The organism is Microbacterium sp. Leaf179 (assembly GCF_001423785.1).
In the GTDB taxonomy this organism is placed as follows: domain Bacteria; phylum Actinomycetota; class Actinomycetes; order Actinomycetales; family Microbacteriaceae; genus Microbacterium.
This window is the reverse complement of record NZ_LMPH01000004.1, coordinates 114,468-135,085: the sequence shown is the minus strand read 5'-3', so window position 1 is coordinate 135,085 and position 20,618 is coordinate 114,468. Positions and strand designations below refer to the sequence as shown.

Below are 20,618 nucleotides of genomic sequence, written 5' to 3'. Positions count from 1 at the left end.
AGCGTGGGCCTCGTGACGCGGGTGTGGCTGAGCGCGACAGAGTGGGCGTGCTGTGGGGACCCCTTCGTGGTGGGGGACACCGTCGAGTTCCTCATCGGATCGCGGAACGTGCCCCCGCTTCTTGCCCGGCAGCTCGGCTCCGAGTGCGCGGCGACCATCGACGCCCTTGAGGAACGGCATCCGCAGAGGCCGACCGATGACATCGTGCGCGGGCGGGTGCGTGAGGTCCACACAGTGTCCCAGCAGCACGTGCTGCGTTTCACGCTACGTCGCCCCGGCCACGGCGCGCCCGCCGGCGCGCAGATGCCTGCCGAGGGGGAGCCTTGGCCTCTCGCCGGTCGCGACCTCGGGAACGGTCTGTTCGTCGGGTCACGTCCCACGAGGTGGATGGTGACGAGCGAGGCCCTGCCGGGTGCGGTGACCCTCACCCCGTGCGTCCGCGTACCCGAGGGCCGTGGTGACTCCGCCCCGGCCGTGGGGAGCGATGAGCTCGACGGATCGGAGCCTGCTGAGCGCACCGTCGTCGCGCAGATCGGATGGCTGGTCGACGTCGACGAGCAGACACCGCCGATAACGGCGCCCGTCAGTACAGCAGCGCCGCAGGCTCGAGATGGGCGGTCTGGTCTCCGACGAGCGTGAGCTCCCGCGGGTCGATCTTTCGCACCTCGGTGGTGTCGGCCAGATCGTCGAGGGTGACCCTGAAGATGTTGGGGCTCCGCGTCGAGCCGAAGTAGTAGACCCGGTTCGTGAGGTCGGCTCCGGCACGCCACCAGGTGGGGTACACGTCGCCCGTCGAGTACGGCGCGCCGTAGGGGACCGAGACGTTGGCGATGAGCTGGAACACTCCCGCCACGGCCTCCTCGGTGTTCTCGGGCTCGGGCAGGTAGTGCAGGAAGTACGCCGAGCGCACGAACCGGTCAGCCGACGTGATGTCACCGGGCGGGGGGAGCTCGCCGCCGAAGGGCCGATACCGGGCGAGGTTCTCGAGCTGCTTGTCGAGCGTGGGGGAGTTGGCCATCACCGTGTACTCCGAGCCGTGGTGCACGACCAGCTCGCCCCCCAGAGGCTCGATGATCGCGGAGTCTCCGGAGGCGTCTTCGAGGGCGATGTGCACCCCGAGTTGGATGCCGCGGAACAGCGGCGAGGTGATGCGCACGCGGTCGATGTGGGCGACGGCATCGGCCACCGTGGCGAAGTTGTCGAGCAGGTACTGCACCCACAGCGCGTTGGCGACCGACGGCCGCCCGTCGGGCTCGGGGAACTCGACGTCGGTAGGGTCGAGGTACAGGGCGTGGGCGCCGAGCCCCTTCTCGTTGAGGCCATCGACGGTCCCCATGCCCCACATGCTGGTCACGACGCTCGCGTAGGCAGACGTCCAGGTCAGCGAATGGTCGTCGGCCCGGCCGTCGCGGGCCGTGCCGCGGGGGAGGAACCACAGCTCGGGCTCGTCGCTGACGGCCCAATCCATACAGCGGCTGACGGTCTTGGCGACGTCGTTGGTGTTCCAGAAGATTCGCGTGCACACGAGGTGCAGCGTATCCCTTCGCGGCGGGGACGCTAGGGTGCACACGTGCCTGTGGAAAGTGACACCCCGTCGACCGGCCCCTGGGGCTGGGTCGGAGTGTGGGTACGCGAAGAGAAGTTCTGGCGCGATATCGGCGCACGAGTGCTGGCGGGTGTCGTCACGGCGGCGATCGTCTACGCGGGGGCGCTGCTGCTCGGCTACCTGCACACGCCCGAGATCGGCGCGGGCCTTCTTCTCGGTCTCGGTGTCTTCGCCTGCGGGAGCCTCGTCGCGGGCAGCGTCGCGCTCCTGAGCGGCGCGCGATCGCGCCGGCGGGCGGGGCGGGGCGTCGGGGCGCGCATCGCGCTCGCAGCTTTTCTGCTGCTCGCGGCGGGTGCCATCGCCGCCGGAGTCGTGTCGGACGTGTTCTTGACCTGATCGGGTTGAGGGATCGCCGCCGGCCGTTGCCCGGTGCCATTAGACATGTCATTCGCGAAAGTCGCTGACCTGGGGCTTGTCATGTCGGATGACACGAGCTCCACCCGAGGCGGTGTCATCCGACGTGTCACTTCCGGCGACGCGTCCGCGCGGCAACTTCCAAACACGCGTATCAAGTCGCAGGTCCCGCAAGTTCAGCTTCTGGCTGCTGAGTAGGGCCGCGCGATCAGCGACCGTGAGGTCGTGGCAAACCATCTGCAATCACCGCGGATTGCAGACGTCGTCTTTGGCGTGCGTCGCGATCACTGGCGGAGGGGCGGCTCTCGAGATTCCTTTCGGGGCGAGTGAACGCAAGCGAGATCGGCGCTGGAAGCTCGCAGCGGTGGTGTGCTTCATGCCAGAAAGCGAGCCACTTGACCGCCGAAGCGGGTGAGCTTAGTGTCGCCTCTCTCTGACTGTGCTCGACGCCTCAAGCTCTCGCCAGGTGGGGACGAGCGCGGTCATCATCGCGGCGAACGTCTTGCCGTGGGAACGATAGCGCAGATGAAGAAGCTCATGGACAATTACGTAGTCCTGGAACTCCTCAGGCATATCGACGAGGTCTCCAGCCAGGCTGATGACACCGTCTCGCGCGCATGAGCCCCACTTGGTCTCCAGCTCAGTGATCACGACTCTGGTGGGATTCACGCGGATCTTCGTCGCCCAGGCCATTGCTTTTCGCGTGAGCACCTGGTCGGCGGTAAGGATCATCTTCGGCCGAGCCATCAGACCTTCTCCAGCACGTTCATGACGTTCTCGATGATCTCGTTGCACGCCTTCGGTGGAACCTTATTGTCCAGCAAAGGCTTGTAGAGACCGCTGCGGAGTCGGCGGCGCTCATCCGGGTTCTGCTTCCAGTGCGGGAACTGGTCGACCGCGATCTCGATGGTCGTTGCGACGTACTGGATGTCGATCTTGAGCCCGTTCAATGCGGGTTCTGCGCTTAAAGCCGAATACACGCCAAAAGCTCGATCAGATAGGCCAGCGTTCTTCGCGAACTCACGAAGCCGATCCTTCTCTTCCGCGACGGCCTTGAGCTCGTCGAGGGCGGCGAGGCCGGTGACCTTGCGTTCTTCGAGATTCTCAATGACGCGCTCCGCCTTCTCCCTGATGCTCTGGAGCACGACGGCAGCAGCGGGGTTGTCTTCCATCTCCTTCCGCAGGCCGCGCAGGAGGTTGTAGACCTTCTCCTCCGGCGGGCCGTCGTCCGTGCCGAGCGCCTCCAAGGTGGCGACGTCGAAGGCGGCGAGCTTGGTGAATCGCCCGAGGCCCTCCTGGGTGGCGCTCTCCTCGATCAGCCGCTTCGTCTTGTGCTCCAGGTCGGCAGTGAATCCACCGGCGTCCGAGTAGGCGTTGCGCACGGCCGCGTAAAGCACGGAGAGTCGCTTGTACGTCGCGATTTGGTCGCGCAGCTCTGCTGACGGGGACAGAATCTCCCAAAGCGACTCGATGTCGCGGTAAACGTCGAAGAACTTCTTGCGCGCATCCTCCGTGAGGAACTTGCCGTAGACCAGACTTTCCAACTGCTCATCTGCACCTTGACCGCTGTCCACCTGGAGGTACTCGTTCGAGGTGGTGGCGATCTTGACCAGCAGGTCGGCCATCAGCACGTCGAGGTCTTCCAACGCGCCTTCGACGTCGGTCGAGTCGAAGCGCAACGCCTTGTGCAGTTCCTTGAGGATGCCGACGAAGTCGACGACGAGTCCGACCTTCTTCTGCACACCGTCACGGTCGACGTAGGGGCGGTTGACGCGGGCGAGCGCCTGGAGCAGCACGTGATCGCGCATCGGCTTGTCGAGGTACATCGCGTACAGCACAGGCGCGTCGTATCCCGTGAGCAACTTGTCGGTGACGATCAGGATCTTGGGCTCCTGGTCAGCCTTCTTGAACTGGCGCCGCACCTCCTTCTCACGATCGCCAGAGAGTTGCAGGTCGAAGACGTCACGACGCTGGACCACGTCGTTCGGGTTCTTGCTGTAGACAACCTCGGACCACTCAGGTGGAAGCAGCTCGTCGAGCGCACGCTTGTACTTGGCGCACGTTTCCCGGTCGACGGCAACGACGAACGCCTTGTAGCCCAGCGGCTCGACGTTCTCCTTGAAGTGGTTGGCAACGAATTCCGCCACCTGCTTCACACGACTGTCTGCCCCGAGGAACGTGCGCAGGCCGACGGCCCGATGGAGCACCTTGTTGAGCTCCTCGATGTCAGTGACGTCCTCGTCACCGGCTAGTGCGTAGAACTGCTCATCGAGATCCTGGGGCTGCATCGACATCGTTGACGGCGCAAGCATGTACTTGATGGGCAATGTCGTCTCGTCCTCGATGGACTCAATAATCGAGTACTTGTGCAGATAGCCCTTCTCGTCAGTAGCGCCGAAGATTTGGAACGATCCCGACCCCCCACCGTGCGTCCCCGTGACTGGAGTTCCAGTGAAGCCGATCAGCGTGGAGTTCGGCACGGCAGCCATCAAGTAGGAGCCAAGGTCGGCAGCGACCGAGCGGTGCGCTTCGTCGATAAACACGTAGATGTTGTCCCGGTCAGAGCTGTCCTTCCGGATCGCCTCGAACTTGTGGATCATCGAGATGACGAGGCCACGGAAGTCTGAGTCGAAGATGTCCTGTAGGTCGTCCCTGCTGTTGGCCCGTCGAACTGGGATGTCATTGGCCTGCATCTCACCGAGGAGCCTGTCGACCCACTCCTTGAGCTGACCCTCCAGCTCAGTGCGGTCGACGACAAGGATGACAGTCGCGTTCTTGAAGCGGTCCTTCTGACTCAGAATCAACTGAGCCGCGGTCAGCAAAGTGAAGGTCTTGCCCGAGCCCTGTGTGTGCCAGATCAGACCGCGGTTCTTCGTCGAGTCAGCGCAGCGTTCGACAACGGCGTCGACGGCCCCCCGCTGATGCTCGCGGAGAACGGATTTCCGGGTCTCGCCGTCCTCTACGTAAAAGAGCACCCACTCACGAAGCGTGCGCAGGAACTCATGCGGCTCGAAGAACGCCTGCACCGCGTCGCGATAGGACTCATCGCTCGTGTGCTTCCACTTGAAGAGCATGCGGCGGTTGACGTTCCACGTAACGCCGTACCAATAGTCGATCAGGTGAGTCTCGTTGTGCAGTTGCACCTGCGTGAGGAGCTCGGGTGTTTCCTTCTCGTAGCGACGAAGCTGGGTAACAGCCTTTGTCAAAGCATCGCGATCTTTCGGGTTCTTGTGCTCGACGATGGTCACCGGGATGCCGTTGACGACGAACATGACATCGGCGCGGTTGCCTTTGGCCCGCGCCGGCGGCTCGATCTTCCACTCCCACGTGACCTGCAGAGCGTTCTGGTCCGGGAAGGCAAAGTCAACGACCTGAACCGGTCTCTGCCGCTGCTCTTTCTCGTCGTTCCACTGTCGCTCCCCGCGCAGCCATCGCAGCACCTCGCGGTTGCCCTCGATCGTGGCCGGGAGAGCCTCAATGCTCTCGACGATCGCACGCGCCTGATCCTCAGTGAGCCACGAGTTAAAATCGCGCAGCTTGTCCTCCAGCACCTCGGGGAACAGCATGTTCGCCCGGCCGCGACGCATCCCCTCTGCTTCTTCGGGCGTCAGTTGCTCCCATCCGACAGCCGAAGCGTGCTTCACCATCGGAAACTGCACCGACTTGGCCTCGGAGATCTTGATCTGACTCATGCGGGGCTCCCTTCGAGCTTCGGAAGCGCGCTCAGGGCGAGGTCGTCGACCGACAGCTCGCCGGTCATCAGCTTGTGCAGCAGTGACTTGAAGAGCGAGTCGAGTACCTCGCGCTTGCGACTCTGCAGTTTAATCTTGCGGTCGAGGGCCTCAAGCACGTCGACGATCTCCTGCTGCTCGTTGGTGGTGGGCGGCACCGGCACGTTGATCTTGCGGACAATGTCAAGGTTCAGGTTCTGCTGTTGTCCACCGTGGGCGAGGGCGCGGATACCTTCGTACCTTGACGTTAGGAAGTAGTAGAGGTACTGCGGAAGGACATCGTCATCCGTCGGGGTCATCGCCGCGCATGCCTGGTTGCAGGATGCCTCGATACCCAGAATCCCGACCCTTCCGCGCGTTACGCCTTGCCCATACATGGCCATCAGCAACGTGCCTGGGCCGAGGATCTTCGCGGCAGATCTGTCGAGACCGAGCTGCGTGATGTGTTCCGCCGTCTCGGTGATGACGCGGTAATTTACCTCAGTCGTCTTTACCCAGGGGATTGTGCCATCGGTCCAATAGGAGGCGTTGCCACGCGATGGTGTCCCGCCAGATACAACCGAAAAGTGCTTGTCTATAGAGGCCAAATCCCAACCCTCGGGGATGCGGCCGATCTCGGTCTCCTTTTGGGCCGCGCTCCGCAGCCCTCTCGAAAACAGCTGCTGCAGGGCCAACCGCTTCAAGCCCGCGGCCGACTCAATTGCCTTTTCAGTCGCCATCCGTAGCTTGTACAAGCTCCACAAGAGTCCTGCGACTGACTCCTGAACGCGGGCATCCCAATCAGGGACCTCGAAGTTGCGGACATGGGCCCAAGAGGTTCGCGGGTGCTGTGCACCCGTTACACCCTGCATCGCGAATTCGATAAAAGCAGGCGAGTGAACGACACAGGCAAGATACTCGGGACAGACCTCACGCTTTGCACGCAGCACCAGCAGTTCTGTCGTGGCGATACCATCGCGGTCCGCCAGGACCGCCTTGTCGAGATACGGGCGCAGCTTCCCGTAGAGCACGTCCCGCGGCCTGAAGACCGCCTTCTGACTCGCGACCTCGTCTGCACCGCCAAATCCAGTTGGGCGAAGGCGCCCAGGCTCCAGATGTTCGAGACCAAGGTACGGCGCATCGGGCATGTCAGCAGGCTTGACCTGGACGTTGACGAGATCGCAAAGGTCCCCCAGTCGGATTACCGGACGGCTCATGCAAGTTTCCTCAGGCTGGCAAGCGCTTCTTGGAGTTGCACCTCAAGCACTGCTTCATCGGCCAGGCACTTCTCCAACTCCGTCACCAACATCCCCAGATCGCCGGTGTCGTCAGACCCGACCGGAACTACCCACCTACTCGGACTGAGGTTGTAATCCGCCTCCGCGACTTGGGAGATGTCTAGAACGGCGACCTCGCCTTCGACGGGCTCGTGCGCGTTGAAGAGCCTCGCGAGGTCGGTGACGTCCTCGTCGGCGAGGTGGTTCTTGGGCTTCCCCTTCGTGAAGCGCTTGCTGGCATCGATGAGCGTGATCTTGCCCCGCTTGGGCTCAGGCTTGCGCCTATTGAGCACCACGATCACGCCCGCGGCGGTGGTGTTGTAGAAGAGGTTGTCCGGCATGAGGATGACGCCTTCGATGAGGTCCTGGTCGACGAACCACTTGCGAATGTTGCGTTCCTTGTCCTCGTTCTTCGAGCCGGATCCGCGAGTGACCGCGCCGGTGTCGAGAACCACCGCAGCACGACCTCCATCTTTGAGGACTGACACCGTGTGCTGGAGCCAAGCCCAATCGCCCTTGCCCGAAGTCGCTCCGCCGCTCCTAATGAACCGGTCGTAGGGATCGTCCTCGAAGATGTTGGCACCAAAGGGCTGGTTCCACATCGGATTGGCGACAACGAGATCGAACTGGTCGAGGGAACCCGATGACGTACGGAATTTCGGATTGATCATCGTGTCGCCCCGCCGGAGGTCGACGTCCATGTCGTGGATGATCGCGTTCATTCGCGCAACCGCGTAGCTCTCGGCCTGGAGCTCCTGTCCGTACAGCTTCAGAGGCACCCTTGCGGTCGGATCGAGCTCGTTGGCAACAAGCTGGAGCTTGACGAGGAGCCCGGCAGAGCCACAGGCATAGTCGTGGCAGGTCTGCCCGGGTTTCGGGCGCAGGATCCGGGCCATGAGGAAGCCGACCTCGGTCGGCGTGAAGAACTCGCCGGCGCTCTGGCCGGAACCCTCGGCGAACTTGCGGAGGAGGTACTCGTAGGCACGACCTAGGAAGTCGGGTTGCACATCGGCAAGGCCGAGCCGGTAGCGCGGATCCGAGAAGGTCTCGACGACACCGTTGAGTTTCGCGGGGTTGATATCTCGCTCACCGTTGCGCTCGGCCGCGAAGTCGACGATGTCGATGACGCCGGCCAACGTGGGGTTGTAACGGACGACGCCACGCACCGCCTTCGTCAGGTGCTCGCCGATATCGCGGGGGCGGGTCGAGCGACCGCGCTCGTCGTCCGGCCAGTCGTATTCGGCACGGCCACTGATGACTGCCCACCGAGACTCTGGCGGGAGGTAGAAGCGAAGCAGGTCGTGATCGTTGTCGGTGATCTCCAAGGCGACGTCCCTGTCGCCATACTCCTCCGCGAGACGATCGACTTCGTCGTCGAAGACGTCTGAGAGCCGCTTCAGGAAGAGCAGAGGCAGCAGGTAGTCCTTGAACTTTGGCGCATCCTTCTCGCCTCGGATCGAGCAGGCCGCGTCCCAGAGCATCTGCTCCATCGGCTTGGTGGTCCGCGTCGCCGACTTCACCTGGCGGCCGCGCCGCCGGGTCACAACCGCGTCGCTCGTGCCCGGGGCTTCGCCAAGGTCGACGCCGGCCTCCTCGGCCAATTCACTGATCTTGGTCAGTTGGGCCCTCTGCGGCTTGTTGGCTCCGCCCTCCCACCTGTTGACGGTGGCGAACGAGACGCCGAGACGCTCGGCCAGCTCGGCCTGGGTCAGGTCGAGCGCGGCACGAATCGCCTGGAGTAGTCGCGGTATGCCGGCAGTTTCTGTCATGTCTGTTATGCTTGCATAATGATATAACAAATACAACCGAGGCGTGAATCCACCGATTTTGAAGCGTTCGGGCACGACCTCAGGGATTGTCGCTATGGCGGTAGCGCTTGCAAGGCTTCAATCTAGGTCGGATGGACGGGGCACGAATGAGCACAGATCATGGCAGTCCGGGGGAGCCCCGACGAGTTCTCACCATCGACGGCGGAGGTATCAAGGGTGTGTTCCCCGCGGCATTTCTTGCCGACCTGGAAAGCGAACTCGACCAGCCGTTAGCGTCCTACTTCGACCTGATCGCGGGAACCTCCACCGGCGGCATCATCGCGCTGGCGCTAGGTCTCGGCATCCCGGCGTCGGACGTCCTCCGCTTCTACGAGGAAAAGGGTCCGGAAATCTTCAAGGGCAGCAAGCGGCTCGGGCCGCTTCGTCAGTTGGTCACAGCCAAGTACGACCCGGCTCCGCTGAAGGCAGCGCTCACGGAGGTTTTCGGCGAACGGCGGGTCGGCGAGAGCACGACTCGGTTGGTCATCCCGGCCCTCAACCTTTCGACAGGTGAGGTCAACGTCTTCAAGACTGCCCATCACGAGAGGTTTGAGCGCGACTACAAGCTGCGAGCCGTCGACGTTGCGATGGCGACGGCCGCTGCACCGACCTACTTCCCGACCCACCGCCTCACCAACGGAGTCCCGCTCGTGGATGGCGGCACGTGGGCCAACAACCCCATGGGCACGGCGGCAGTGGAAGCGATTGGACTCCTCGAGTGGGAGAGAGGGGAGGTCGAGCTCCTTGGTGTCGGCTGCACGGAGGCGCCTGCCGACTTCCATGCAAGTCGCGATCGCCGCCACGGGTTTGCGAATTACTGGGCAAAGCGCATTGTGAAGGTCTTCATGTCGGGACAGTCATCGTCCTCGATCGGATCAACCATGCTGCTGCTCGGTCACACCCATGTCGTGCGTGTCTCACCCGTCGTCGACGAACGGCAGTACAAGCTGGACGGCGTAGAAGGAATTCCGGAGCTTCGCGCGCTCGGTGCTGATCAGGCACGCACACAATTGCCTCTCCTTCGCCCACGGTTCTTCTCGACGGCAGCAGCCCCCTTCGTCCCGGTTCGGGCACTGACGAGCGAGGCGGCGGCACGATGAAGCTGATGAAGCACTTCGACGCGTTCCTCGTCAACAAGGTCAATCTGGGCGACGGGCGCATCAAGCAGCTCGACCAGCGCGTCACTGCCATCACGAACTTCGTCCAGGCGGGGGACGATGCCTTTGCGACGAACTTCATCGACATCCTCCCGCAGGGTAGCTACGCCCACCGCACCATCATCAACCCGGTGCGCGCCAACGACGAGTTCGACGCCGACCTCCTGCTCGAGATGGACGAGGTTGACGAGTGGGAAGCCGAGGACTACGTCCAGGAGCTGTACACAGTCTTCCGTGGCAGCTCGACGTACCGCGACATGGTCAGCCGTCACGATCGCTGCATCCGGATCGACTACGCCAACGAGTTTCACATCGACCTGGTGCCTTACATGGAACGGCACAGCGCCCGCTACATCACCAACCGGGCCGAGAACCAGTTCGAGTTGACGAACCCGGAGGGCTACAACAAGTGGCTCGACGAGCAGAACCGTCTCGCGAGCGGCCGTCTCGTGAAGGTCATACGGCTCGTCAAGTACCTACGCGACTTCAAGGACACGTTCAGCTGCAAGTCCGTGATCCTGTCCATCCTGCTCGGCAACAGCGTCAGCGATGCGGCTGCGTGGGGCGACGACTCGCAGTACTCCGATGTACCGACCGCGCTGAGGAGCATCGTCGGTGCGCTCGACGACTACCTGCAGGACAACGAACTGATGCCCAGCATCGATGACCCGAGCGAGCCGACCGAGAACTACAACCATCGCTGGGATCAGGACGAGTACGCCAACTTCCGCACCAGGATCCACGTCTACCGCGGCTGGATTGATGAGGCGTATCTGGAAGAAGATGCTGAGGAGTCCAAGGTCAAGTGGCGTCGGCTCTTTGGCGACAAGTTCGGCACCTACGACACGACCGTCAAGAAGGCCTCCGAAGCGCACATCGGCGTCGAGGGAGTCCGCAACACCGATGAGACGATCGGTGATCGGTGGGGCATCCCGATCCGCCTCGATACGCGCTACCGCGTGAACCTGACTGGTCGCGTCGCAAAACGTCGGGGCTTCCGGGACTACGAGCTCAGCAAGTACGGCAACGTGGTGCCCGTCAAGTCCGTCATCAAGTTCCGCGTCCAGCACAACGTGCCAGGACCAATCGAGGTGTATTGGAAGGTGCGAAACACCGGCGAGGAAGCGATCCGTGCCGATTGCATCCGCGGGGAGGTCGTGAGGGACAACGGTACGCTGACTCGGACCGAGCCGACCTCATATCGCGGACGGCACTACGTAGAGGCGTATGTCGTGAAGGACGGCGTCTGCGTAGGCATCAGCAGGCAGGAAGTCCGCATCAAGTAACGGCGTCTCTCCTTGGTCGCACAGTTCTGGGAACCGCTCGTACGTAGCGACGGAGACTCTCGGTGCGTGGGCTCGACAAGCTGGCGGCCGGGATCTACTCTGCTGCGGAGCGAACGAGAGCGCGGTGTAGCGTGCTCCTGTCAACTCCGTATCGTCGCGCAACTTCGGCTTTAGGAATACCAGCAGAGATGAGCTGGCGCGCTTCGTCGAGTAGAACGGGGGTGAGCTTTCGAGCCCTTCCGCGGTATGGGCCTTCCGCTTTGGCAATGCGGATGCCTTCGGCCTGCCGCTCCCGGATAAGCGCGCGTTCGAACTCTGCGAACGCAGCCAGCATGTGCAGCATCAACTGCGGGAGAGCGTCGTTGGTGTCAGGGGAGTAGGTCTGCCCCTCTTGACGAATTGCACCGCCGCGCCCTTTGCGACGATCTCGTCGACGATGTCGCGCATGTCGCGGAGCGATCGCGCAAGCCGGTCCATCGATGCGACGCGAACGGTGTCGCCGTCGTGGATGTACTTGATGCACTCGTCCAGGGCAGTGCGGCTGTCTCGACTGCCTCCGCTGACCTTGTCGGAGAAGATCCGGTCGACCTCGCCGATCGCTTCGAGCTGGCGGGCGAGGTTCTGGTCGTCGCTGCTGACGCGGACGTATCCAACCATCTGTGTGCGTTGCGGCATCTCTAGACCCCTGCCCAGTTCCGTTGCACTGCTGCCACGAGGACTCTATCGACGCGCTCGTACGCCGGCTAACGTCGCGTGGTGTTGGGGTATACCCCAACGCAACGCCTCGCGGGGAGGTGATCTTCCGGGCGGCGATGCAGGGGTCGCGCTGACCTTCTCCCACCACACCAGGAATGATGTCCAGATGACTGCGGATCGCGACGACGCCTATCACTCTGTCGACCGGCTCGCATCCTGGTCGAACTGGGAGCCGTTCATTGATGCGGCTCCGCGCGCTCCCGTGACGCCCGGCGTCTATCAGATGCGTAGCAGCGACGGCACGATCGTCTACGTGGGGATGGCGGGGGAGCGCAAAGGCCAGGGCATCCGAGGGCGGCTTTCCATCTACCGCCGCGGCAAAGGAGCGGTGAGTGGTTTTGGCGAGGCAGCACTCGACCGCGCGCTTGCCGATGCCGCTTTCATAGAGGACCATCTTGCGGCGGCGCGTCTTGGCAGGCCCGCGCGCACTGCTCAGTGGGCGAAGGATGCGATCAGCTGGCTCGATGTCGAAGTGCGATGGGCCGAGTGTGCAACGCGAACCGAGGCGCTTGCGCTCGAGCATCTTGTGGTCAAGTTGCTCGGTGCTCATGCCATCTGGAACCGAGTCGCCGCACGACTTGAGCGGCCCGATCTTCACGATGAACCGGCCCACTCGGCTCAAGGGCCGCGCAAGGTTTCCAGTAGCTCCGCCGCACACGTTTCAGGCGACGCCGAGCACATGGTCGATGGAGTTGTAACTGTCGACGCCCTTACTCACGAGTTCGGCCTCGCCGATGGCGGCCGAGCGGTACGGCGTTTGCTCCGAGCGGGATTTCCGGAACATCAGAAGGGTGCCCCCTGGGACCCTCTCTCTGCAGCTCAAGCCGCGTACGTCCGACGTGCACGTTGACCTATACCGATCTCCAGACCTCAGTCGCCAAGCTGCCGTGATGAGTGGCTGTCGTCACCGGGCGAGACGGCTGCGATGACTCTGCTCGCGTCGCTCCTTCGACTCGCTCACCCGCGTCGACGGCCGCGATCGAGTCGGCGATCGACGAGCATTGCGCGCGAACTTCGGGGGAGTAGCGCTCGAGTTCGGCTACGGTCGCGATGTCGAGTTCGTGCTCGCGAGAATCGTCCTTCGCTTTCACGCTGCGACCACCTTCGACAGATCCGACAGACCTGCTCGCGGATCGAGAAGGGTGATCGTGCGCCGCCAGATCTGCGAGTAGAGGTTCGCGCGCACAGCAGATTCGCTATAGGGGAGCATGCGCGCGGCAGACGTGACCGTCGCCGAGACACTGCTGGCATCGGAGCTGACGTCTCTGACTTGCTGCTCGTCTTGCGGCGGCAGCGTGAATCGAGTGAAGCGGTAACCCGCGAGCCACCGTACGAGTCGCATTTCGCCAGCGTCCGGCAAGTAGATCTCTGCCACGCCGACGGTGTGGCCTCTGAGGATCGCAGCAAGCTCCGCGGATCTGAGCACGTCTTCGTGGGGGAGTAGGAGTGATCTTGCACCGGTCATGTCCTCGATGAGGAGCCATGGGCGGATGAGAGGAGTGGCATCCGAACGTGCCGGGATGACGATCACGGGATCCCGCGCGATCTGCGCGATGTCTCCGCTGAAGTCGAGAAAGGTCAGTACATCCTTTTCTCGCGCGGACGCGAAGGCGACGTGGCCCCGCGTGCGCGAGAACCACCAGCGTCCTTCGTATGCCCGTTTGCCTACCCACGCGGGGATGCTCGAGATGGGACGTATCGAAGACACCTCAAGTTTCGTGAACTGGTCCACGTCGAGGTTCCGCGCGTGTTTGCTGTCGTCGAGCCGGCACACAAAACGTGCTTCGGGGAGAAGGTTCCTGAGAGAGTTCATGCCAATCACCTCGCTTCGCGACATGTTCAATGGCAGAAGCATGGCGAACGCGGACTAGGCGGGCAAGGGGTGGCCGTAGATTCGCGGCGATTGTCTGCGAATTGGGGTGTTTTGCTATCTAATCAGGGAGTTTACGTGCGGTCATGTGCGTGGATAGACAGAGAATTAACGTGCTGCGGTGGCGACGGGGTCGAGGAGGAAAAGGCATGAGCTCTGCTCGTACTCACCGACCGACGCTGTGATGGTGAGGTTCGTCCCGACACCGATAGAGTCCGGTGCGGCGCCTACCCAGCGAAGGTCGTTCGTTGCGTTCACGTCACGGAACTGGAACGCGGGACCAGGCGCAGAGGTCTCGCTGAAGTCGCCGGCGCCGATCAGGAAGTCGTACCTGGTAGTCGCCCCGTTATGTGGCGCCATCGCACCGACGTATCCAGGGAAGGCGATCGTGTCGCCACGATGAGCGGCTGCGAAAGCGGCGACGTCGGGGGAGCAGTAGTCGGTCAGCACCAGGAGCGCAGCGAGTTCAGGACTGGTCTCGGGGGTGAGCACCACTTCTTCAGGCTCGGGCTCGGGCGACGCGGCGGTCTCGGTCGGGACCGGAGAGGGGTCGCTGCTGGGCTCGCTTATCGTTTCGCTCGGTGAGGGAGCGGCGGTCTCAGCTGTGCCAGCGTTCCGCTCGCTGACGACATCTATTGTGATGACCGTTGCAAGGATGAGCGCGAGCACCCCGCCACCGATGATCCAGAGCAAGAGGCGCGACTTCGGTTTCGGTCGTCGGAAGGTGAGCTCAGTCTGCAGCTTGCCGGGAGTCTGGGTGACGAATTCCCAGCCGTCGCCTTCCCACTTCTTGATGGTGCGAGACTCCGTCCCGCGAACCGCTCGGACCGTCTTCGTCTCGTACTCGACGTCGGCGTCTGTCGTCATCATTTGCCACCCCCAGGCTCGTGCCGGCAAATCGACCCGTACACGCGATCTTATCGACGCTGCGAGGCACGGCATCGCTCGTATGGGCGACTGACACGTCTCGTGTCACAGAGCTAAGCGACGAGCTCAAGTCCGGAGATTGACATGTTTGATGGCAGGAGTGACATGTCTGATGTCAACGGGCAGCCGTGTGGGTGCCGGGGAAGGGTCGTTCCTCTTCAAGCTGACATAATGTGCATTATCGGCGTACGCTCTGGTTTGGCTGCATCGAGCGAAAGAACCCCCGACGTGCTGCAGAGCACGCAGCAAATGCCGAGCACGTGCGCTCTGACGAGATCCGCATCCGCGCACGGCGTGCCGACCGCGCGAGCACCCACGGCCGGCGCCTCGCACGTCGACGGCCTCACCCGCGGCCAGGTGCCGTTGCCGGAAACGCGCTCGCGACGGAGAACGTCTTGATACACGTTGTGCTTAATTCACGATTTTCTGTATTCTGGCCGCATGTCGACGATCGCACCGAGCGCCACCGCGACCCACACCGCCGCACTGGCACGCCTGGGGCACGCTCTGTCCGACGGAACGCGCGCGGGGGTGCTCCTCGCTCTGCGGGAAGCTCCGGCGTATCCGTCCGACCTGGCGGACACGCTCGGGGTGTCGCGTCAGGTGATGTCGAATCAGCTGGCGTGTCTGCGCGGCTGCGGGCTCGTCGAGGCCGTGCCGGACGGGCGCCGCACCTGGTACCGGCTCGCCGACGCGCACCTCGCGCCGGCGCTGGATGAGCTGCTGCGCGTCGTCCTCCACGTCGAGCCCGACTGCTGCGCGGGTGAGACGTGCACCTGCGCATGAGCGATGCCGCGACCGATAGGCGGAGCGTCCTGCAGCGCCGCATCCGGTGGATCGTCGCCGCCACGATCGTCTACAACGTCGTCGAGGCCGTCATCGCCCTCACGGCGGGAACGATCGCCTCATCGTCAGCCCTCATCGGTTTCGGCCTGGACTCGACCATCGAGGTGATTTCGGCGGCCGCCGTCGCGTGGCAGTTCACTCGACGCGAACCCGAGCGATGGGAGAAGGGCACTCTTCGCGTCATCGCGGTCGCGTTCTTCGCCCTCGCCGCCTACGTCACGGTCAGTTCCGGTCTCGCCCTCGTGGGCCGCGTCGAGGTCGAACACTCCCCCGTCGGCATCGCCCTCACGGCGCTCAGCGTCGTCATCATGCCCTTCCTCTCGCTGGCCGAGCGACGCGCGGGCCGCGAGCTCGGGTCGGCGACCGCCCTCGCCGACTCGAGGCAGACGCTGATCTGCACCTACTTGTCGGCTGCGGCGCTCGCCGGCCTCGTCCTGAACGGGGTGTTCGGCTGGTGGTGGGCCGACGCCGTCGCGGGCCTCGTCATCGCCGCTTTCGCCCTACGCGAGGGGCGGGAAGCCTGGCGCGGCGACGCCTGCGCCACCTCCGTCGGGATGATCCTCGAGGCCGACCATGACCGCGCCGACCACGACACCACCGCGCATGACCACGCGCACGAGAACCATCACTGAGCCATGAAATCCCTCTTCACGCCCTTCACCGTGACCGCCGCGGCGCTCGCGATCCTCATCGTCGCCGGGCTGGTCGCCTTCCTCGTCGACCGAGCCCAGTCCCCCGGCCCGTCAGCGAACCCCGCGATCATTCGAGACGACACCCACGTCTTGGACGACGGCGGCGAAGACGCGGTGACGGTCGTGGAGTTCCTGGATTTCGAATGCGAAGCGTGCGGCGCCACGTACCCCGTGGTCGAGGAGCTGCGTGAGAAGTACGCGGGGCGCATCACGTACGCCGTCCGCTACTTCCCCCTCCCGGGCCACGCGAACTCCACCACTGCTGCCGTCGCGGCCGAAGCCGCCGCCCAGCAGGGCCGGTTCGAGGACATGTACCACCGCCTCTTCCAGACGCAGAGCAGCTGGGGCGAGGCGCAAGAGTCTCAGGCCGACATGTTCCGCCGATACGCCGCCGAGATGGGACTCGACATGGTGGCGTACGACGCGGCGGTCGCAGACCCGGCGACCGCCGCCCGGGTGAAATCGGACTTCGACGATGCACGCGCGCTCGGCGTGCGCAGCACTCCCACGTTCTTCGTCGACGGCGCCCCGCTCGTCCTCCAGAGCGTGAACGACCTCGAGAACGCGGTGAAGGCGGCCATCGAGCGCTGATCCGCTCAGCCGTCGGCGATCGTCGAGGGTGAGGCCCTCCGAGGCGCCACCCCCTCAAGCCTCGTCTGCCTCCTCGCTGCAAGAGCCGACCGTGCATCGCGACCGTCTCCGCCCCCGTTACGCTCGAATCGATGCCTCCCACCCCCGCTCCTCTGCACCGCCGGGTCCTCGCGTGACCGGCGTCCTCACCGGCTTCGCGGTCGTGGGCCTCGCCGTGGTGGTGGGCTACGTGATCGCCCGCATCGATCTGCTCGGGCCGCACGCGCGCCACGTTCTGAGTCGCCTGACGTTCTACGTGCTCTCACCCTTCCTTCTGTTCACGGTGCTCGCCCGCGCCGACGTGGCGACGCTGTTCTCGGCGCTCCTGCCGGTGTCGATGATCACCGCGGCCGTGATCATCGGCCTGTACACCCTCGTCTCGGCGCTGATCCTGCGTCGCCCGGTCGGCGAGACGGTCATCGGCGCGCTGTCGGCGGGCCAGGTCAACAGCAACAACATCGGCATCCCGATCTCGCTCTACATGCTCGGCAACGCGGCGTTCTCGGCTCCCGTCATCCTGTTCCAGCTGCTCGTGCTCATGCCGATCGCGCTGTCGATCCTGGATGCCGTCACCTCGGGCTCCCGCTCCGTCAAGCGAATCGTGACGCAGACGGCCAAGAACCCGATGCTCATCGGCTCGGCGCTGGGTGTGCTCGTCGCGGTGCTCGGTATCGACCTGCCGCCGATCGTCTTCAATCCGCTGCACCTCATCGCGGGGGCGTGCGTGCCGGTTCTGCTGATGTCGTACGGCATGTCGCTGTACGGCCAGCGGGTGCTGACCGAACCCGGCCGTCGCCTCGACGTCGTCATCGCGTCGGTCTTGAAGCTCGTGGCCATGCCCGCGCTGGCGTGGCTCGTCGCCCTGTGGTTCGGTCTGCCCGACGACCAGGTGTTCGTGGTCGTCGTTCTCGCCGCGCTCCCGACGGCGCAGAACGTGTTCAACTTCGCGCAGCGGTACGGCGTCGGCGAGATCCTGTCGCGCGATGTGGTGTTCCTCTCCACCGTCGGGTGCCTTCCCGTGCTGTTCGCGGTGGCCCTGCTGCTCGGGTGACCTCACCCTCACACGTCGACGGCATCACCCCCTCTTCACCCTGTGGAGAGTTCTGACGGCGGCCGGGCGCGGTGAGCCTACGATGCTCGCGTCCCCTTCGCCGACCCACCGCGGGAGCCCTCATGACGTCGTTCTCCATCGACACCGAAGCGGTGCGCGAGATCGCCGCCCGGGTACAGGGCATACGCGACGAAGCGCCGCTCGCCGCCCCACTCCCCCGCGTCGAGTTCGGTCACGGCGGGCTGGCCGCGGCGACCGCATCGTTCTCCGTGCTTCTTTTGCGTGCGTGGCGGAGCCACCTCGTCGAGACGGAGCAGATCGCCGCGCGCCTGCGTGCTTCCGCGGACGCCTATGACGAGGCCGACGAGGCGGCGGCAGCAGCGCATGGGTGATCTCGCCTCCGTCGCCGACCCCCTCGTCCTGATCCCCGGTCGCCCCGACCAGATCTTCTCCGCTGCCCGCGCCTGGACCCAGCTGTCCGACGCGGCGGTGGGGCTCGCCGACCGGCTGTTCGCCGTCTCCGTGCACGACGCCTGGCAGGGTGAGGCCGCAGACGATTTCTCGCTCCGCCGCACCTCCGCCGCCGACGACTGGTCGGTCGTCGCCCAGGTGCTGGTCGAGTGCGCGGCCAGCCTGCACCGGTACGCCGAGACCCTCGCCTGGGCGCAGGGCCGCGCCTCAGATGCCGTCGACCTGCACCGACGGGGTCTCACCGACACGCTCGAGACGGCCGCTCAAAACCCTTCCCAGGGCGCCGCCGATACCGGAGCGGCGCTCCGCGTCCGCGCCGAGGAGCTCCTGTCCGAGGCCCGCGAGGTCGTGCGCAACCGCGGCGAGGAGTGCGCGGCGGCGATCGAGGCCGCCGCCCGTGGGATGAGCGAGAACGGGCGATGGAGCGCCGCTCTGCTCTTCGCCCCCGCACCGTCGATCGACGCGCTCGCCCCGCGGGCGGCGACCCGCCGCCTGGGGATCTCGATCCTGGAGCGCCTGTCTCGGGCCGACGCGGAGCAGCACATCGGTGAGCTGCTCGCCCTCCACCCCGACTGGATGACGCTTCTCGAGCAGTTCCCACCCGACGACGACGAGGTCCGGGCGTGGTGGGACGGCATCGACGACCCGGCGGCCCGCTCCGTCTTGCTCGCCGCGATCCCGGCCGTCCTGGGCACCCTCGGTGGGCTGCCCCCGCTCGTTCGGGTGGCCGCCAACCGCGAGAACGCCGCGGAGCGCATGGCAGCACTCGAACGTTCCCTCGACGACCCCCACCTCGCCCCCGAGGAGCGCGCGGCGATCACGGCAGAGAAGCAGTACCTGCAGCGCGCGGTCGACGGCGACGTCCAGCTCTACCTGTACGACGCCCCCGCGCATCGCATCGTCGAGATGATCGGGACTCCCTCGGCGTCCACGACGACGACCGTCACCTACGTGCCGGGCACCTTCACGAGCATGCAGAGCTTCTACGGAGGGGGTCCGCAAGAGGTCGTGGAGTGGATGAACCAGCAGGATGCCGGTGTGCTCGGCTTCGTCTGGAAAGACGGGATGTTCCCGGGCGATGAGGCCGGGGCCCCGCCTTCCGTCGCCCTCGCGGAGCTCCCGCTGGCGACGGGGCTGTCGCAGGCGAACGATCCGGATCTCGCGCGCGCCATGGGAGACCGTCTCGCCGACTTCGCCGCCGAGATCCGCGGCGCGAGCGACGCCGTCGCCGACAGCGAGAGCGTGGCGATGGGGCACTCCTGGGGTCTCGCACCCATCACCGCCTCGGAGGTCGCCGGCGCTCAGTACGACCAGGTTCACTCGCTTGCGGGGGCCGGGATGCCGGTGGGGTGGGCACCCGATCCGCGAACGACGTACGCCCACTGGGCGTACACCGACGTGCTCACCATGGCGCAGGAGACGGGAGTCGTCTGGGAAGGACGCGTCCCCGCTCACGAGCCGGCCTTCGAGAGCCACGTCTACGCGCGAGACGGAGACGTCGAGATCCCGCTCCCCGCTCCCCCGGCGATCGGCCTACCCGGAATCGAGCCGCAGCCCACGCCCAGCTTCCGGGTGTCGTTTCGCGCGCTCGAGAATCACCAACTCATCGCGAGCGACGAACTTGCCAACCTCAACGTGCTCGAAGACATCCGAAGAAGGGTCCGCGAATGAAGAGATCACTGCTGTGGGGAGCGATTCTTGTTGTCGTCGCCGGTTCGCTGACGGGTTGCTCCGCGCCCGAACACAGAATCACGGACGACAGTCTGGACGTCTACGGAGCGAAAGACATCGCACAACGCATGGAACGAGCACTGTCGGCGTTCGTGCCCAAGGAGGCAACGTCGTCTGTGGAACAGATCGATTCGGGCGTCCTGCTCTCCTGCGAAGGTGACCGCTCCTTCCGGTGGACTGGACACCTCTACATGGATCTCGTAACAGACATCGATACGGAGCCTCTTGTCGACGAGGTCGCCGCTCACTACTCCGAGGAGCCAGGTTTCTGGACCGAACGGGACACGACCCGCGACGGCGTGCCTCGAGTGCGGGTCCGAGGTCCACACGGATCGAGCTACTCCATGGCGCTCAGCGTCGACCGCACGCGCATCGAGATCCTCTCCTTCTCCCCCTGCTTCCGCCTGGCCGACGGCCTCCACCCGCGCGACACCTACTGACGGGAC

The 20,618-nt window shown here is 64.6% G+C and carries 21 protein-coding genes; 12 read left to right on the top strand and 9 right to left on the bottom strand.

Annotation, left to right across the window (positions count from 1 at the left end):
* Window positions 1-3: 3 nt before the first annotated feature.
* Window positions 4-639: a DUF6578 domain-containing protein gene (locus ASF96_RS17655; RefSeq protein ID WP_442922515.1), complete on the top strand. Its 636-nt coding sequence runs from the start codon at window positions 4-6 to the stop codon at window positions 637-639.
* On the opposite strand, the gene ASF96_RS14010 is transcribed toward ASF96_RS17655, so the two are convergent.
* Window positions 584-1,525 (bottom strand): linear amide C-N hydrolase, encoded by a 942-nt coding sequence (locus tag ASF96_RS14010; protein ID WP_055940179.1) that lies wholly within the window; start codon window positions 1,523-1,525, stop codon window positions 584-586. The genes ASF96_RS17655 and ASF96_RS14010 overlap by 56 nt on opposite strands.
* 45 nt (window positions 1,526-1,570) lie before the next feature.
* Between ASF96_RS14010 and ASF96_RS17035 the strand changes: the two genes are divergently transcribed.
* A complete protein-coding gene (locus ASF96_RS17035; RefSeq protein ID WP_162239430.1) occupies window positions 1,571-1,942 on the top strand; it encodes a hypothetical protein in 372 nt (123 codons plus the stop codon).
* A gap of 435 nt (window positions 1,943-2,377) precedes the next feature.
* On the opposite strand, the gene ASF96_RS14000 is transcribed toward ASF96_RS17035, so the two are convergent.
* From ASF96_RS14000 to ASF96_RS13985, 4 genes are read right to left on the bottom strand one after another with little or no spacing between them, the layout of a single operon-like run.
* The gene (locus ASF96_RS14000) at window positions 2,378-2,707 is read right to left on the bottom strand and encodes a M48 metallopeptidase family protein (RefSeq protein WP_055940175.1); all 330 of its coding nucleotides are present in this window, start codon (window positions 2,705-2,707) and stop codon (window positions 2,378-2,380) included.
* Window positions 2,707-5,652, bottom strand: coding sequence for a type I restriction endonuclease subunit R (locus ASF96_RS13995; RefSeq protein ID WP_055940173.1), 2,946 nt, complete (start codon window positions 5,650-5,652; stop codon window positions 2,707-2,709). The genes ASF96_RS14000 and ASF96_RS13995 overlap by 1 nt, the downstream gene beginning before the upstream one ends.
* Complete coding sequence (locus ASF96_RS13990) at window positions 5,649-6,887, bottom strand: restriction endonuclease subunit S (protein ID WP_055940171.1); 1,239 nt, start codon at window positions 6,885-6,887, stop codon at window positions 5,649-5,651. Before ASF96_RS13990 ends, ASF96_RS13995 begins: the two co-directional genes overlap by 4 nt.
* Window positions 6,884-8,716, bottom strand: coding sequence for an N-6 DNA methylase (locus tag ASF96_RS13985; protein ID WP_055940169.1), 1,833 nt, complete (start codon window positions 8,714-8,716; stop codon window positions 6,884-6,886). Before ASF96_RS13985 ends, ASF96_RS13990 begins: the two co-directional genes overlap by 4 nt.
* Before the next feature lie 146 nt (window positions 8,717-8,862).
* On the opposite strand from ASF96_RS13985, the gene ASF96_RS13980 reads away from it, so the two are divergent.
* Both ASF96_RS13980 and ASF96_RS13975 read left to right on the top strand, forming a co-directional pair.
* Window positions 8,863-9,855 carry a CBASS cGAMP-activated phospholipase gene (locus ASF96_RS13980; RefSeq protein WP_055940167.1) on the top strand — a complete coding sequence of 331 codons (993 nt, stop codon included), beginning with the start codon at window positions 8,863-8,865 and terminating at the stop codon, window positions 9,853-9,855.
* Between the two features lie 5 nt (window positions 9,856-9,860).
* Entirely contained in the window at window positions 9,861-11,198 is a 1,338-nt protein-coding gene (locus ASF96_RS13975) for an SMODS domain-containing nucleotidyltransferase (protein ID WP_162239429.1), read from the top strand.
* Between the two features lie 94 nt (window positions 11,199-11,292).
* On the opposite strand, the gene ASF96_RS17560 is transcribed toward ASF96_RS13975, so the two are convergent.
* Together ASF96_RS17560 and ASF96_RS17555 are read right to left on the bottom strand one after the other, a co-directional pair.
* Entirely contained in the window at window positions 11,293-11,532 is a 240-nt protein-coding gene (locus ASF96_RS17560) for a helix-turn-helix domain-containing protein (RefSeq protein WP_268768501.1), read from the bottom strand.
* Between the two features lie 8 nt (window positions 11,533-11,540).
* Complete coding sequence (locus tag ASF96_RS17555; RefSeq protein ID WP_268768496.1) at window positions 11,541-11,873, bottom strand: recombinase family protein; 333 nt, start codon at window positions 11,871-11,873, stop codon at window positions 11,541-11,543.
* 187 nt (window positions 11,874-12,060) lie between these two features.
* Here ASF96_RS17555 and ASF96_RS17280 point away from each other — a divergent pair, with 187 nt between their 5' ends.
* The gene (locus ASF96_RS17280; protein ID WP_200934107.1) at window positions 12,061-12,804 is read left to right on the top strand and encodes a hypothetical protein; all 744 of its coding nucleotides are present in this window, start codon (window positions 12,061-12,063) and stop codon (window positions 12,802-12,804) included.
* A 237-nt stretch (window positions 12,805-13,041) separates the two neighbouring features.
* On the opposite strand, the gene ASF96_RS13965 is transcribed toward ASF96_RS17280, so the two are convergent.
* Window positions 13,042-13,767 (bottom strand): hypothetical protein, encoded by a 726-nt coding sequence (locus ASF96_RS13965; RefSeq protein ID WP_156458874.1) that lies wholly within the window; start codon window positions 13,765-13,767, stop codon window positions 13,042-13,044.
* A gap of 165 nt (window positions 13,768-13,932) precedes the next feature.
* Window positions 13,933-14,694, bottom strand: a complete 762-nt coding sequence (locus ASF96_RS13960) for a DUF4839 domain-containing protein (RefSeq protein WP_055940161.1) — start codon at window positions 14,692-14,694, stop codon at window positions 13,933-13,935.
* 498 nt (window positions 14,695-15,192) lie between these two features.
* On the opposite strand from ASF96_RS13960, the gene ASF96_RS13955 reads away from it, so the two are divergent.
* From ASF96_RS13955 to ASF96_RS17030, 7 genes are all read left to right on the top strand, one after another.
* Complete coding sequence (locus tag ASF96_RS13955) at window positions 15,193-15,537, top strand: ArsR/SmtB family transcription factor (RefSeq protein ID WP_055837498.1); 345 nt, start codon at window positions 15,193-15,195, stop codon at window positions 15,535-15,537.
* A complete protein-coding gene (locus ASF96_RS13950) occupies window positions 15,534-16,229 on the top strand; it encodes a cation diffusion facilitator family transporter (RefSeq protein WP_055940443.1) in 696 nt (231 codons plus the stop codon). Before ASF96_RS13955 ends, ASF96_RS13950 begins: the two co-directional genes overlap by 4 nt.
* Before the next feature lie 3 nt (window positions 16,230-16,232).
* Window positions 16,233-16,880: a DsbA family protein gene (locus ASF96_RS13945; RefSeq protein ID WP_055940160.1), complete on the top strand. Its 648-nt coding sequence runs from the start codon at window positions 16,233-16,235 to the stop codon at window positions 16,878-16,880.
* A gap of 172 nt (window positions 16,881-17,052) precedes the next feature.
* Window positions 17,053-17,970 (top strand): AEC family transporter, encoded by a 918-nt coding sequence (locus ASF96_RS13940; RefSeq protein WP_055940159.1) that lies wholly within the window; start codon window positions 17,053-17,055, stop codon window positions 17,968-17,970.
* 122 nt (window positions 17,971-18,092) lie between these two features.
* Entirely contained in the window at window positions 18,093-18,362 is a 270-nt protein-coding gene (locus tag ASF96_RS13935) for a hypothetical protein (RefSeq protein WP_055940157.1), read from the top strand.
* Window positions 18,355-20,112: a putative T7SS-secreted protein gene (locus ASF96_RS13930; protein ID WP_055940155.1), complete on the top strand. Its 1,758-nt coding sequence runs from the start codon at window positions 18,355-18,357 to the stop codon at window positions 20,110-20,112. The genes ASF96_RS13935 and ASF96_RS13930 overlap by 8 nt, the downstream gene beginning before the upstream one ends.
* Window positions 20,109-20,612: a hypothetical protein gene (locus ASF96_RS17030; RefSeq protein ID WP_156458873.1), complete on the top strand. Its 504-nt coding sequence runs from the start codon at window positions 20,109-20,111 to the stop codon at window positions 20,610-20,612. Before ASF96_RS13930 ends, ASF96_RS17030 begins: the two co-directional genes overlap by 4 nt.
* Window positions 20,613-20,618: the final 6 nt, after the last annotated feature.

What these genes read in the sequence shown, in the direction of transcription:
- ASF96_RS13935 (WP_055940157.1), top strand. Translation starts at nt 18,093, where the DNA reads ATGACGTCGTTCTCCATCGACACCGAAGCGGTGCGCGAGATCGCCGCC.
- ASF96_RS17030 (WP_156458873.1), top strand. Translation starts at nt 20,109, where the DNA reads ATGAAGAGATCACTGCTGTGGGGAGCGATTCTTGTTGTCGTCGCCGGT.
- ASF96_RS13945 (WP_055940160.1), top strand. Translation starts at nt 16,233, where the DNA reads ATGAAATCCCTCTTCACGCCCTTCACCGTGACCGCCGCGGCGCTCGCG.
- ASF96_RS13960 (WP_055940161.1), bottom strand. Translation starts at nt 14,694, where the DNA reads ATGATGACGACAGACGCCGACGTCGAGTACGAGACGAAGACGGTCCGA.
- ASF96_RS13990 (WP_055940171.1), bottom strand. Translation starts at nt 6,887, where the DNA reads ATGAGCCGTCCGGTAATCCGACTGGGGGACCTTTGCGATCTCGTCAAC.
- ASF96_RS17560 (WP_268768501.1), bottom strand. Translation starts at nt 11,532, where the DNA reads ATGCTGGCTGCGTTCGCAGAGTTCGAACGCGCGCTTATCCGGGAGCGG.
- ASF96_RS17555 (WP_268768496.1), bottom strand. Translation starts at nt 11,873, where the DNA reads ATGCCGCAACGCACACAGATGGTTGGATACGTCCGCGTCAGCAGCGAC.
- ASF96_RS13985 (WP_055940169.1), bottom strand. Translation starts at nt 8,716, where the DNA reads ATGACAGAAACTGCCGGCATACCGCGACTACTCCAGGCGATTCGTGCC.
- ASF96_RS13930 (WP_055940155.1), top strand. Translation starts at nt 18,355, where the DNA reads ATGGGTGATCTCGCCTCCGTCGCCGACCCCCTCGTCCTGATCCCCGGT.
- ASF96_RS13995 (WP_055940173.1), bottom strand. Translation starts at nt 5,652, where the DNA reads ATGAGTCAGATCAAGATCTCCGAGGCCAAGTCGGTGCAGTTTCCGATG.
- ASF96_RS13965 (WP_156458874.1), bottom strand. Translation starts at nt 13,767, where the DNA reads ATGAACTCTCTCAGGAACCTTCTCCCCGAAGCACGTTTTGTGTGCCGG.
- ASF96_RS17280 (WP_200934107.1), top strand. Translation starts at nt 12,061, where the DNA reads ATGACTGCGGATCGCGACGACGCCTATCACTCTGTCGACCGGCTCGCA.
- ASF96_RS13950 (WP_055940443.1), top strand. Translation starts at nt 15,534, where the DNA reads ATGAGCGATGCCGCGACCGATAGGCGGAGCGTCCTGCAGCGCCGCATC.
- ASF96_RS13975 (WP_162239429.1), top strand. Translation starts at nt 9,861, where the DNA reads ATGAAGCACTTCGACGCGTTCCTCGTCAACAAGGTCAATCTGGGCGAC.
- ASF96_RS13980 (WP_055940167.1), top strand. Translation starts at nt 8,863, where the DNA reads ATGAGCACAGATCATGGCAGTCCGGGGGAGCCCCGACGAGTTCTCACC.
- ASF96_RS14000 (WP_055940175.1), bottom strand. Translation starts at nt 2,707, where the DNA reads ATGGCTCGGCCGAAGATGATCCTTACCGCCGACCAGGTGCTCACGCGA.
- ASF96_RS13955 (WP_055837498.1), top strand. Translation starts at nt 15,193, where the DNA reads ATGTCGACGATCGCACCGAGCGCCACCGCGACCCACACCGCCGCACTG.